Annotated in this window: 14 protein-coding genes; all 14 read left to right on the top strand. The window is 49.3% G+C overall.

The window, feature by feature from the left end:
- Positions 1 to 37: 37 nt before the first annotated feature.
- The 14 genes from L3J94_01670 to L3J94_01605 all read left to right on the top strand — a co-directional run bounded on the left by L3J94_01670 (position 38) and on the right by L3J94_01605 (position 13,058).
- Positions 38 to 298 (top strand): WGR domain-containing protein, encoded by a 261-nt coding sequence (locus tag L3J94_01670; GenBank protein MCF6217464.1) that lies wholly within the window; start codon positions 38 to 40, stop codon positions 296 to 298.
- Positions 298 to 1,620 (top strand): hypothetical protein, encoded by a 1,323-nt coding sequence (locus L3J94_01665; GenBank protein ID MCF6217463.1) that lies wholly within the window; start codon positions 298 to 300, stop codon positions 1,618 to 1,620. The genes L3J94_01670 and L3J94_01665 overlap by 1 nt, the downstream gene beginning before the upstream one ends.
- A gap of 145 nt (positions 1,621 to 1,765) precedes the next feature.
- Positions 1,766 to 2,854: an MBL fold metallo-hydrolase gene (locus L3J94_01660; protein ID MCF6217462.1), complete on the top strand. Its 1,089-nt coding sequence runs from the start codon at positions 1,766 to 1,768 to the stop codon at positions 2,852 to 2,854.
- 431 nt (positions 2,855 to 3,285) lie between these two features.
- On the top strand, positions 3,286 to 4,635 hold the full coding sequence (miaB, locus tag L3J94_01655) for a tRNA (N6-isopentenyl adenosine(37)-C2)-methylthiotransferase MiaB (protein ID MCF6217461.1): 1,350 nt from the start codon (positions 3,286 to 3,288) through the stop codon (positions 4,633 to 4,635).
- Positions 4,636 to 4,661: 26 nt separating this feature from the next.
- Positions 4,662 to 5,630, top strand: a complete 969-nt coding sequence (locus L3J94_01650; protein ID MCF6217460.1) for a PhoH family protein — start codon at positions 4,662 to 4,664, stop codon at positions 5,628 to 5,630.
- Between the two features lies 1 nt (position 5,631).
- A complete protein-coding gene (gene ybeY / locus L3J94_01645) occupies positions 5,632 to 6,114 on the top strand; it encodes an rRNA maturation RNase YbeY (protein ID MCF6217459.1) in 483 nt (160 codons plus the stop codon).
- Positions 6,111 to 7,025 carry a CBS domain-containing protein gene (locus tag L3J94_01640; GenBank protein ID MCF6217458.1) on the top strand — a complete coding sequence of 305 codons (915 nt, stop codon included), beginning with the start codon at positions 6,111 to 6,113 and terminating at the stop codon, positions 7,023 to 7,025. Before ybeY ends, L3J94_01640 begins: the two co-directional genes overlap by 4 nt.
- Complete coding sequence (lnt, locus tag L3J94_01635; protein MCF6217457.1) at positions 7,012 to 8,523, top strand: apolipoprotein N-acyltransferase; 1,512 nt, start codon at positions 7,012 to 7,014, stop codon at positions 8,521 to 8,523. Before L3J94_01640 ends, lnt begins: the two co-directional genes overlap by 14 nt.
- 193 nt (positions 8,524 to 8,716) lie before the next feature.
- On the top strand, positions 8,717 to 9,544 hold the full coding sequence (locus tag L3J94_01630) for an ATP-binding cassette domain-containing protein (protein MCF6217456.1): 828 nt from the start codon (positions 8,717 to 8,719) through the stop codon (positions 9,542 to 9,544).
- Positions 9,534 to 10,313 carry a lipid asymmetry maintenance ABC transporter permease subunit MlaE gene (gene mlaE, locus L3J94_01625; GenBank protein MCF6217455.1) on the top strand — a complete coding sequence of 260 codons (780 nt, stop codon included), beginning with the start codon at positions 9,534 to 9,536 and terminating at the stop codon, positions 10,311 to 10,313. The genes L3J94_01630 and mlaE overlap by 11 nt, the downstream gene beginning before the upstream one ends.
- A gap of 5 nt (positions 10,314 to 10,318) precedes the next feature.
- Positions 10,319 to 10,777, top strand: a complete 459-nt coding sequence (gene mlaD, locus L3J94_01620) for an outer membrane lipid asymmetry maintenance protein MlaD (protein ID MCF6217454.1) — start codon at positions 10,319 to 10,321, stop codon at positions 10,775 to 10,777.
- Complete coding sequence (locus L3J94_01615) at positions 10,774 to 12,135, top strand: TolC family protein (GenBank protein MCF6217453.1); 1,362 nt, start codon at positions 10,774 to 10,776, stop codon at positions 12,133 to 12,135. The genes mlaD and L3J94_01615 overlap by 4 nt, the downstream gene beginning before the upstream one ends.
- Positions 12,136 to 12,738, top strand: coding sequence for an ABC transporter substrate-binding protein (locus tag L3J94_01610; GenBank protein MCF6217452.1), 603 nt, complete (start codon positions 12,136 to 12,138; stop codon positions 12,736 to 12,738). It abuts the gene before it with no gap.
- Positions 12,738 to 13,058, top strand: coding sequence for an STAS domain-containing protein (locus L3J94_01605; protein ID MCF6217451.1), 321 nt, complete (start codon positions 12,738 to 12,740; stop codon positions 13,056 to 13,058). The genes L3J94_01610 and L3J94_01605 overlap by 1 nt, the downstream gene beginning before the upstream one ends.
- The last annotated feature ends 24 nt before the right edge of the window (positions 13,059 to 13,082 follow it).

The following is a 13,082-nucleotide window of genomic DNA, read 5'->3' as shown; positions in this document are numbered from 1 at the left end:
GAGTCTCCTTAACGACTCCCACTTAACGGCGTAATGTATGCGTATCTATATGCAAAGTCAGCCTGGAAGCCAAAAAACCGCTCGTTATTACCAGTTGGTTCTGCAAGAAGATCTGATTGAAGGGTGGAGCTTACTGGTTGAAAATGGCGCACAAGGGAGTGCCGGGCGTATGCGCCGTGAGCATTTTTCAAGTTGGGATGATGCGCTTGAACGATTGATGCAAATGAGAGACCTACAGATAAAACGAGGCTATCGAGTCATGTATGTGCAAGGGCAGGCTCAGCTTAAGAGCAAATGATGGATGAACAAAGCATAAAATTACCGACACAAGAGCCAGTGGCCGATGCGACGGCTTTATCGATGAAGGAGGTTAGCGCCGCCAACCTGGCTGAATTTCAGGCAATCGCTGTTGCATGGGCCTTCTCCTCATCAGTGATAAGCTTGCAAGGGGATCAGGTGAATATTGCGCCTGCCATGAAGCGCATTAAGCTTAGCCTGGCTCAATCTCATAACATTGCACAAATTGACCCGCTTAATCAGCTTGATGAAGCAACACTCACGGAGTTCCTGGCCACTGAGTGGTGCTTGGCTCGGGGTGGTCTAGGTGACGGTGTAGCGGCAGTTATTGAATGCATAGAAAAAAGAGAAAGCAGCCCGGCTCGTTATCTGTTGCTGGTTGAAAGCGCAGATGCCCTAGCTGATGAGGTGTGGCAACTGTTGTATACACTCTGCAAGCGGGGCGATGGGCGAATCGGTTTATTGCTTGGCGGCGAACCACCCCGTTTAAATGAACAGTGCGATAAATTTTTCAGCTCCGCAGGACTCTCTGTACTCCACCATACCCTCGACTACCGTGTAGTTATGGATGAAAAGCAGCCGCTTGACTCCAGCCACCCCCCGCAGAAAAAAACAGCATCACTGCTTCGAAATGCTTACTTGATCATCGTGGTGATATTGGTGCTGGCTCTGCTCTTTTTTCAGCAAAAGATCAACAGCTGGGTAGCCAGCTCTGATCCCACAACAGCCGCAGTTGAAATTTTATCGGATCTGCCACAGGCAATGAGTTTAAATAAGGCGGGCATTGAAGTGCATCATGAGGTTGAAAGTAAGTTGCATCAGCCAACGCGTGAGGAGCCGCATCAAGTGGCCTCCAGTGAGTTGACTGCGCAGAGGGAGAGTCACACAACAAAAGTGACAAAGCCTGAGGCGCATGTTGAAGAGAGTCTAAAAGCGTTGGCGGCGGTGACAAAAATAGCCGCAGTGGCCGCCGAAACCCCAACGCCCGAAGATCGGGTTGTGGCAAATAAGGGGTCTAAGCTAAAAACAGAAAGCTGGATATTATCGCAACCCCCACAGCAGTATACCCTTCATGTAATGAGTGTGCGCAATGAACAAAGCCTGCGTGATTTTATTATCGAGAAAAACCTTACAGATAAAGCTGCCTACTACCGAGCGTTGCGTAAGAGTGGCGAGTGGTTTGTTTTATTGGTGGGGCATTATGTGGATATTGAAGCCGCAGAAAAGGTGGTTCCCGCTATCGAGCAGCAGCTTAATGTTAAAGGCATTATTATTCGAAAATTTGAATACTCTCAAGCCGACATTGTGGCCAGTAGAGGCTAGTCTCCACTCGTGCTTCATTTGTGCAGTAATTTCCGTATGCTGCGGGAGCGGGTGTGAAATCGGTAAAGTCTTGCTACGAATAATTTTTTACCACAGGTGAACGAGTTATCCAGACTGCTGTGTGCTCACTGGCAACGGAGCTATAGTGAAAAATTTTATTAGAATAACGGTTGGCGCGGTCATGCTATTTTTGGTGTTATTTGCGTGTTCTGGAGTGCCTTCTTACGGTGGTGATAAAACCGTAGTGGAAGGTAAGCCCGAGCATCACACTGATACTGGTTTTCAAAATGCTCCTTTTGTGGAAACGGCTTCCTCCAAAGGGGTTCTTTTTTATCTCCGCAGGTTTTGGAGTTCGGTTTTTATCCCAGATGCTTCTGAAGGGCATGTTTTGTCTGAGTTAGAGTCCTTGCGGATGTTTAACTTGGTAAAAGGGGACAGCATTACTTGGCTGGGTCATGCCAGTTTTTTAATAAAATCATCTGGAAAAATTATTTTGACAGATCCTTTCTTGACAGAATTCGCCAGCCCGGTTTCATGGGCAGGTCCTCGGCGGTTTGTAGAGCACGGTATACCGTTGGATAAGTTGCCACCCATTGATATACTGGTTGTTTCTCACAACCACTACGACCACTTAGATGATAAAACGGTTAGAATGTTGAAAAACAAAGAAAAAATTAAAGTTGTTGTTCCTTTGGGGTTGGGAGAGTTTTTTATAGAGCGTGGATATAGCAATGTAACTGAATTAGATTGGACGGAGTCAGTGCGTATTGACGGTGTGAAGATTACTTCGTTACCCGCTGTCCATGATTCAGCGAGAAGCATTGATGATCATAATCAAACATTATGGGCATCGTGGGCAATAGAAAACCCACAGAATAGGGTTCTTTTTATTGGTGATACTGGCTATTCAGCTTCAATTTTTAAAAAAATGGGTAGCGAGCACGGCTCGTTTGATTATGCGATTCTGCCTGTAGGCGCGTATGAGCCTAGAGAGTTGATGTGGATGTCCCATATTACCCCGGAAGAAGCGATCCAGATTGGAAAAGAAGTTGATGCAAGTGTATTAATAGCGTCACATTGGGGGACAGTAAGTAGCTTGTCAGATGAGCCGATTTGGGAACCCCCAAGGCGATTTAAAGAGGCGGGGCTTGAGAATGATTTTTCTGAAGAAGCGCTATGGGTAATGAAAATTGGTGAGACTCGTCCTCTTTCACAAAGGCCGCTTCCTGAATAGAGGGGGAGTGTAATGCCCATGAAAACATCTCATCGGGTAGTCAAAGATCTCTAATTTTCACTCCCCTTTTACGACGTATCAATCTCATCCACTTTAGCTGGGTACCCTCATCCCCAGATAGAAACACGTATGCTTACACAAGCTCTTGATTCCACAGTAAAAAAATATCCGCCGAACCTGCGGGTGCCACTAATATTTTTAGTTTCACTGTGAAACCAAACGCTTACACATCATCTCGCGCTTCTATCTGGGGATTAGGGTGGTAAATCACAGCACGGTCCATAATCTGGAAAGCACCCCGGGATCGGGAGGACGTGTGTTATAGTGTCCGGTTTTGATGCGGGGCCTTCTAATGCTTGCTTGCGGAGAGCAGGTTTAGCTTGTGTGTAAAGGGCTCGATATGGCTATAATTTTATTTTTTGTGGTGTTTCATGGCGCGTAAACTGTTTATAAAGACCTTTGGTTGTCAGATGAATGAGTACGATTCGAGCAAGATCGCGGATCTACTGGATAACTCCCATGGTGTAGCCTTGGTAGAGACAGCGGAAGAGGCGGATATTTTGTTGTTGAACACGTGCTCTGTGCGTGAGAAGGCGCAAGAGAAGGTGTTCTCTCTGCTTGGCCGATGGCGCAAGCAGAAGGATAAGCAGCCGGGCACTATTATCTGTGTGGGTGGGTGTGTGGCGAGTCAGGAGGGAGAGGCAATCCGCAAGCGAGCCCCCTGTGTGGATGTTATTTTTGGCCCGCAAACGCTGCATCGCCTGCCTGCAATGCTAACCGAAGTGATTGAGGGGCGAGCCAAGGTGGTGGATATCTCTTTTCCTGAAATTGAGAAATTTGACCACTTGCCGGCCCCTCGGGCGGATGGCCCTACTGCGTTTGTCTCAATCATGGAGGGCTGCTCCAAATATTGCACTTTTTGTGTGGTTCCGTTTACCCGTGGCGAAGAGGTCAGCCGTCCATTTGATGATGTTATCTCAGAAGTTGCTCAGCTAGCAGCACAGGGTGTGCGCGAAGTGAACTTGCTGGGGCAGAATGTAAATGCTTATCGTGGTCCTATGCATGATGGTGATGTGGCTGATTTAGCGCTGTTGATTCGCTATGTGGCGGCTATTGATGGCATTGGCCGCATTCGTTATACCACCTCACACCCCATGGAGATGAGCGACAGTCTGATTGAGGTGTACAGAGAGGTTCCTGAGCTGGTAAGCCACCTGCATCTGCCCGTGCAGTCGGGGTCTGATCGTATTTTGGCGTTGATGAAGCGCAATCATATGGTATTGGAATACAAAGCAATTATTCGCAAGCTTCGTAAAATTCGCCCTGAATTAAGCATGTCATCTGATTTTATTATCGGTTTTCCCGGTGAAACCGATACTGATTTTGAGGCGACCATGAAGCTGATTGCTGATATTAACTACGACCTCTCATATAGTTTTATATACAGCCCCCGCCCGGGTACCCCCGCATCAAGTTTGCCAGACGACGTTCCGCTGGAAGTTAAAAAACAGCGCCTGAAAATCTTGCAAGATCGTATTAATCAGCAGACGGCAGCATTTAGCCGCGCAATGGTGGGCACCGTCCAACGTATTTTGGTGGAAGGCCCTTCACGAAAAACCCCAGCAGAGATGGCTGGTCGCACCGAGAATAATCGCGTGGTTAATTTTTGTGGGGCAAAGGCGCTGGTAGGGCAGTTTGTAAATGTTAATATTACAGTAGCACTTCCAAATTCACTGCGTGGTGAATTGATTTCAAAGCATTCAAATATTGCTGAGGCATAACCCGTAACGCACTGAGGAATACACTATTGAGCGAATATTATGAGCTAACACTGGCACCAGAGGATAACCAGCGCCTTGCCGCGCTGTGTGGCCAAGTGGGTGATAACCTGCGCCTGATTGAACGCCGTATGGGTGTCACTATCAGCAACCATGGCTGGCGTTTTCGTATTGCGGGTGAGGGTGAGGCGCTTGAAAGCAGTGCGCGGCTGTTGGAGCGTCTCTACGCAGAAACAGAACATGGTGATGAGGTCACTCCGGCACGCGTTCATCTGCTATTGCAGGAGATCAAAGCTGACGATATTCCGAGCAGTATCGAAGGATCCCCCGACCCGGTTGTACAGGCGAAACGTAAACAGGTGAAAGGGCGTGGCCCAAACCAACGTCGCTACCTGCAAAATGTGCTGACACACGACCTGAGTTTTGGTATTGGTCCGGCAGGTACCGGCAAAACCTATCTGGCAGTGGCCTGTGCCGTGGCGGCGCTGGAGCGCGATGAGGTGGCGCGTATTGTATTAACACGCCCCGCAGTAGAGGCCGGAGAACGCCTCGGGTTTTTGCCGGGTGATCTAGAGCAGAAAATAGACCCCTATCTGCGCCCGCTTTACGATGCACTCTATGAGATGCTGGGTAATGAAACGGTGGTTAAGTTAATGGAGCGCAATGTAATTGAAGTCGCACCATTGGCCTACATGCGTGGCCGTACCCTGAACGACTGTTTTATTATTCTGGATGAGGCACAAAATACCACGGTTGAGCAGATGAAGATGTTTCTGACGCGTATTGGCTTCGCCTCTAAAGCGGTGATTACGGGTGACGTGACACAGGTTGATCTGCCTAACAAGGTAAAATCTGGCTTACGCCATGCAACAGAAGTTTTGGGTGAAGTTGACGGTATTAGCTTTACCTTTTTCAAGTCCAGAGATGTGGTTCGTCATCCGCTGGTACAGCGTATTGTTGAGGCTTATGAGGCGAAGCAAGAGCCTGACCATGACTGAAATGGTGTTGACACTTGAGTGTCAGCGGGTGCTTGATGAAGATAACCCACTGAATGCCACACTGCCGAGTGATACCCAGCTCAAAAAATGGGTGTTAATGGCACTAGGCGATAAATTGGGCTTGACAGAGCTGGTGATACGCATCGTTGAGGTGGCAGAAAGTGCGGAGCTAAACGACACTTATCGTAATAAAAAAGCGCCGACCAATGTCCTCTCATTCCCCTTTGAAACACCTCAAGGTGTTACACCGTTGCCGTTGCTGGGTGACCTAGTAATATGCGCTACAGTGGTCACCCGAGAGGCCGAAGAACAACATAAAACATTGCATGCTCATTGGGCGCATATGGTTATTCATGGTGTATTACACCTGCTGGGTTACGACCATATTGAAGATGATGACGCGGCAGCGATGGAAAAACTTGAAATTGAGCTATTAGCCAGTCTAGGCTATAGCGATCCTTACATAGAAAATGGAATACAATGAACGACGGTCCCCTTACGAACGACCCTGCCAATAATGGGCAGCGGTCTTGGATAGAACGACTGGGTGATGCGCTCATGCGAGAACCCCAAGATAGACACCAACTGATTAACATCCTCCGTGATGCACAAAATCGTAACCTGCTGGATGCCGATGCCCTTGAGATGATTGAAGGGGTGTTAGCGGTTTCACAGATGCGGGTTCGTGACGTAATGCTCCCTCGCAACCAGATGATTACGGTGGATCGTGATGCTTCGCCTAAAGAATTTCTACCGGTGATGGTCGAGTCCGCACACTCTCGTTTTCCGGTAATTGGTGATAATAAAGACGAGGTTGCGGGTATTCTGCTGGCAAAAGATATGTTGAAATATTTTGTCTGCAAAGAAGAAAATTTTGATATTCGCGAGCTGCTGCGCCCCGTTGTGTTTATTCCGGAAAGCAAACGATTGAACGTGTTATTGCGCGAATTCCGCGCCAGTCGCAACCATATGGCCGTGGTGGTTGATGAGTACGGCGGTGTGTCTGGTTTGATTACTATCGAAGATGTACTTGAGCAGATTGTCGGTGAAATTGAAGATGAACATGATGTCGATGAAGATCTGACAATCTTCAAAAATAATGATGCAAGTTACACTATCAAGGCGATTACAGAAATCGAGGAGTTTAACAGCTACTTTGGGGTTGATTTGAACGGTGATGAATTTGACACAATTGGCGGCTATGTGGTGAACCAGCATGGCAACATGCCAAAGCGTGGTGATGTCATTGTTGTCGATAACTTCAGTTTTACAGTTGTCCGCTCCGACAAACGGCGCATACACCTGCTGCGCATGACTCTACTGAATGGCGAATCATCGCCCGCATCAAAATCAGTAAAAGATAACACCACAGAGCACGCTGGTGGCATTAGTTAAATCCCTAAATCGTGGGCCAGTGATATGGATTGCTCCCCTGGTTGCGGGTGCCATAACACCGCTGGCCTTCGCCCCTTTTGAGTTCTCACTGCTCATCTTTCCGGCCTTAATGGTACTGTTTCACCATTGGCTGACCTTACCCTCCAAACAGGCGTTACGCAGCGGCTACCTGTTTGGCCTTGGCCTGTTTGGCGTGGGCTGTTCATGGGTCTTTGTCAGCATGTACAATTATGGCGGTCTGGGAATGGCCGGCAGTCTTTTAGCGACCTCTATCTTTGTGGCCATTCTGGCGCTCTACCCAGCTGGGGCCAGTTGGCTGGCAGTTAAGTTGCGTGATCATTGTCACAGGCCGTGGCAGCAGCTGCTACTGGTAGCATCGCTGTGGGCGGGGTGTGAGATGTTTCGTGGCTGGTTTCTGACCGGTTTTTCCTGGCTCAACAGTGGCACCAGCCAGCTTGAAATGCCATTGTCAGGGTTCGCTCCGCTACTGGGTGTCTATGGTGTGAGCTGGCTGGTTGCATTCAGTGCTGGCCTGCTGTTGCTGTGGGCTTACCAGCGCCAGCAAGGCTGGCGCTTTGGCATCGTTTTTATACTGCTGTGGCTGAGTGCAGGTCTATTGCAGAGTGTTGAGTGGACTGAGGCAGAGGGTGAGTCGATTCAGGTGAGTGCCATGCAAGGCAATGTGGGCCTAGATGTTAAGTGGCTACCTGAGCAGCGCAGTGAGAATTTCAATATCTACGCTGGCTTGACCGATCTGCACTGGAAAAGTGATCTGGTGTTGTGGCCGGAGACCGCAATGACTGCATTTCTTCATCAAGTGGATGGCGAGATAGATCAGTTTATTGCCACCGCGCAGGAGACCGAGACCACGGTAATTACCGGTATCCCGGTTTATAACCAAGAGAGTGATCAGTATTATAATGCGCTGGTTGCCTTTAATAAGGGGGAAACAGCACTCTATTACAAGCGCCACCTGGTGCCTTTTGGTGAATACATCCCCTTTGAATCGGTACTCGGGCGGCTGCTTGAGTTTATGAGTATTCCAATGTCCAGTTTCACCGCAGGAAGTGACCAGCAAGAGACCCTGCGAGGCGCAGGTTTAAATATTGGTGCTTCGATCTGTTATGAGATCGCTTTTGCCGAGGAGATGATTCAGTCACTGCCCAAGGCTAATCTGCTGGTTAATGTGAGTAACGATACCTGGTTTGATGGCTCACTGGCACCCTATCAACACCTGCAAATGGCACGGATGCGTGCGCTGGAGAGTGAGCGATGGATCGTGCGAGCCACTAATACCGGGATTTCCGCCATTATTGATGATAAAGGTGTAGTGCGGGAAGTCAGCCCGCAAAACGAAGTGTATGTGGTAAGCGGTGAAGTACAGCCACGTAGCGGTGCAACGCCTTATGTGATGTGGGGTAACTGGCCAATTTGGCTGTTGATTGTCAGCTCACTATTATGGTTTGGTGGACGCTATTATCGGGCGCGTGCGATATAGCGTGCGGTTACATTTTGATACAAAAGACGCATGTAACAGCAACAGTATAAAAAATCTAATGGCTATAATTTAAAACAGCTTGTTGTGAGGTCGAATTGCCTGGGAGTTTCGTCGCAATGGGTAATGGTGTAGTCTTCATGCTTTATGCGGCGCCCCATAATTGGCCGATGGGTAATTGGAAAACGGAAGCTGAATGAGTAAACAAAATTCAACTGCACCGCTGATCGAGATTCGAGGCTTGACCTTCTCTCGCGGAGAGAGGGTGATTTTTGACGATATTGACATGGATATTGCCCGAGGCGAGGTGACGACCATAATGGGGCCGAGTGGCACGGGTAAAACCACACTGCTGCGCTTGATTGGTGGCCAGCTGCGCCCGGACTCTGGCTCAATTCGTGTCGATGGCGAAGAGGTCACAACATTATCACGCCGTGCGCTCTACCAGTTGCGGAAACGCATGGGTATGTTGTTTCAAAGTGGCGCGCTGCTGACGGATATGACCGTATACGATAATGTTGCCTTTCCATTGCGTGAACATACCAAGCTCTCCCCCTCAATGATCCGTAACCTAGTCTTGATGAAGCTGGAAGCGGTTGGGCTTCGTGGCGCAAGAGAGCTGATGCCCAGTGAGCTTTCAGGAGGAATGGCCAGGCGTGTTGCCATGGCCAGGGCGATTGCCCTTGACCCGATGATGATTATGTATGATGAACCTTTCACCGGGCAGGATCCTATCTCAATGGGCGTGCTGGTGTCGTTGATTCGCAAGCTTAACAGTGCATTAGGGCTATCGAGTATTGTGGTGAGCCACGATGTGGCTGAGGCGACCGCGATTGCCGATCATGTCTATCTTATTTCAAACGGCAAGGTGGTTGAGCACGGCACACCTGAGCAGCTGAATAATTCAGCCTCACCCTGGGTGAAGCAGTTCTTGAGGGGCGAACCCGATGGCCCGGTGCCATTTCACTTCGAGGCGGGTGACTACCTAGATGACCTGTTAGAGGGGCCTGCGGATGCTAAGTAAGGTACAACAGCTAGGTCGCTCGACCATCTCAGTGCTGGAGCGCTTGGGGCGAGGGTTTCTGTTCTTTGTGCAGTTGATAGCGGCGCTGCCAAATGTCGTCACGCGCGCTCCTCTGCTGGTTCAGCAGCTCTACTCGATTGGTGTGTTGTCCTTTCTGATAATATTTGTCTCAGGGCTGTTTGTTGGTATGGTGTTGGGGTTGCAGGGCTACTATACCTTGATCGACTTTGGTGCTGAGGAGTCGCTTGGGGTGATGGTGGCGCTCTCTTTGGTAAGAGAGCTGGGCCCCGTGGTGACCGCGCTTCTCTTTGCGGGGCGGGCGGGCTCCGCATTAACCGCTGAAATAGGCTTGATGAAGGCGACCGAACAACTCTCTGGCATGGAGATGATGGCGGTTGATCCCATTAAACGTATTGTGGCACCCCGCTTTTGGGCCGGTGTGATTTCGATGCCACTGCTGGCAGCTATTTTTAGCGCCATAGGCGTTGTGGGTGGCTACATCGTTGGGGTCGGTTTGCTGGGTATTGATGCAGGGGCTTTTTGGTCCCAGATGCAATCGAAAGTTGATCTGACAGAAGATATTTTAAACGGTGTGATTAAAAGTATTGTTTTTGGTGTGGTGGTGAGCTGGATTGCCGTTTACGAAGGATACGATGCCATCCCGACCTCTGAAGGGGTGAGTCGTGCAACAACACGCACTGTGGTGCATTCGGCGCTGGCGGTTCTGGCGCTCGACTTTATGCTGACCGCACTGATGTTTGGAGAGTAATTGAGATGCATAAAAAATCAGTAGAAATCTGGGTTGGGCTATTCATGGTGGTGGCGATAGCTGCGCTCTTTTTTCTCTCAATGCAAGTCAGTAGCTTGAACAAGTTTTCGGTTGATAGTGGCTATACTGTTGAGGCCAGCTTTGAGAATGTTGGTGGCTTGAAGGTTCGCTCACCCGTTTCTGTTTCCGGGGTTAAAGTGGGGCGTGTCGAAGCGATCAGCTATGATATGGAAAATTTCGAGGCACGGGTGGTGCTGTTGATTGATAATCAATATGATGCTTTTCCTGAAGATACCTCTGCCAGCATCTTCACCTCAGGCCTGCTGGGTGAACAGTATGTCAGCTTGGAGCCGGGTGGCAGCGATGAAGTTTTAAAAGATGGTGACACGATTAAACTGGTTCAGTCGGCCGTTATATTGGAGCAGCTTATTGGGCAGTTTTTATTTAGCAAGGCGGATGAATGAAACGGATAGCTGTTTTATTGAGTGCTCTGTGGCTACTGTTTGCCAGTATGACGACGGTTGCCGAGCCACTTGATTTTGATCAGGTGCTTGAGCGGGCACTTGATGTGGATCAAAGAATCATAGAGCGCGAACACTATGTAGTGGCAGCGCGTGCGCGCAAGGATGAGGTGAGTGGTAGCGATGATCTCCTCATCAGCCTGAATACTTTTGTAGGGCTTACGCCGAGAATAGAGGGTGGGTTTTACGGTGAGAATGGCGAAAGTTGTACCGGAAGCTGCGTACCAAGAGATGATAATCGTGATTTTGATGAGGTAACCCCCTGGTTTAATCTGCAGCTTAGCCTGATTAAACCACTCTATACATTTGGGAAAATTGAGAACTATGAAAAGGCGGCTACCGGCAATATTGCCCTCAAACAGGGAGATGTTGCTGTTCAACGTGGTAAAACAACACTGGATGTGAGTAAGGCGTATTACGGTTATCTTGCGGCGCGTGATACGCGCAAGCTGATGCGGGATGTGAGCAATCGTCTACAGAGTGCAACAGAGTTGGTTGAAGGTTGGCTTGAAGAGGGGAGCGGCGATGCGAAACAGTCAGACCTTTATGCCCTTAAGGCGGGCCACGCGCTAGCCAAAGGCTATTTTGCCAAAGCAAATGCCTTGGAGAAGGTCGCAATGACGGGCTTAAGAACACTCACGCAGTGGCCTGTAGCTGAGTCGTTTGAATTAATTGAACGGCGCATTCGGCCACTGCCCAAGCCTGCACTCCTGCTGCCTGAGCTGCAACAACAAGCCCTTGAACATCGCCCTGAAATGAAGCAGGTCGAGGCGGGTTTGTTGGCACGAAAAGCATTGATTGAAGCAAAGCGGTCGGAGGGGAAACCCAATATCTATGCTGGAATTATTGCCGGTGCGGCCTTCTCGCCCGGGCGGGATCAGCTGGATAACCCACATGTTTATGATCCCTTTAACTATGAGGCGGCCACACCGGTGTTGGGTCTGCAGTGGTCGTTCTCTTATGGTGCTCAACCGGCGAGAGTTGCACAGGCACAAGCCGAACTGGATGCAACACTCTCGATTGCAGCGTTTGCACGCCAAGGTATTCCATTTCAAGTGGCAGAGAGTTACTACCAGGTTCAAGGCTATTCAGAGATGGTGGCATCACTGGAGATGGCAGCCCGGGAGTCTCGGCGCTGGATGATTGCCAGTTATGCTGATTTTGAAGCGGGCCTGGAAACAGCCGATAAGGCGGTCACAGCTCTACAAGCTTATGTGTTGGCGTACAGTCAATATTTGCAGGCAGTGTACGAATATAATATGCAGGTTAAAACACTATCTGTTGTGAGTGGGGAGAGTTAAATGTTGCGAAATGGGATGATGGGTGTGTTGTTAATGGCTTTATCCTTTCCGGCTTTGGCGGTAGCCAATGTTGCACCGGATGCACTAGTGAAGCAGACCACAGAAATTATTATTCAGAAGATCAAGGCCGACCGGCAGCAGATTCAAAATGACCCCGAGCGGCTCTTTAGATTAGTTGACGAGGTTGTGCTTCCGCACTTTGATTTTGAAAAAATGTCGAAGTGGGTGCTCGGAAAATATTGGCGCAAGGCAGATCAGGCTCAGCGACAGCAGTTTGTTTATGAGTTTCGCCAGCTATTGGTACGCACCTATGCTAAAGCGTTGCTGGAAAATGTGGATCAGCCTGTAGACTTTTTGCCTTTGCGTGCCAAGGCGGATGCCGTTGATGTGACGGTGAGCACAGAGATCCCTCAGGATGGCGGGTTCCCGATCCCGATTAACTATAAAATGCACCTGAATGATGATGGCTGGAAGGTGTACGATGTCAATATTGACGGCATTAGTCTGGTGACTAATTACCGTACCAGCTTCTCGAGTGAAATTCGTAAAAATGGCATTGATGGTCTGCTCGCTAAACTCTCATCACGTAGCAGCTCCCCTTAATGGCTGCGTTGGCAACGATCGAGTCACAAGGGGCGGGTAAAATGGAGGTGAAGGGCGATCTGGTCTTCTCCTCTGTCACATCACTACTGGCCGAGAGTGTGGCATATTTTAAACCGCAGGAAGAGTTGTCGATTGATCTCGCTGCGGTCACACACTCCGACAGTGCGGGTGTTGCTCTACTCCTTGAGTGGATGCAGATGGCAAAATTGCGAAATCTCAAGCTCTCTTTCAGTAATATTCCGGCTCAGATGTGGACCATTATCGATGTCAGCGGACTTGCCCAGCGACTCCCGTTGCTGAATAGCAGTCAATCACCCTAAAAAGGTGGTTTATCATGGGTTATC

The sequence above is a fragment of the Gammaproteobacteria bacterium genome (genome assembly GCA_021647245.1).
Lineage (GTDB): Bacteria > Pseudomonadota > Gammaproteobacteria > RBG-16-57-12 > RBG-16-57-12 > JAFLJP01.
Note: the sequence above shows the minus strand (reverse complement) of the source record. Positions and strands in the feature narration are given on the sequence as shown.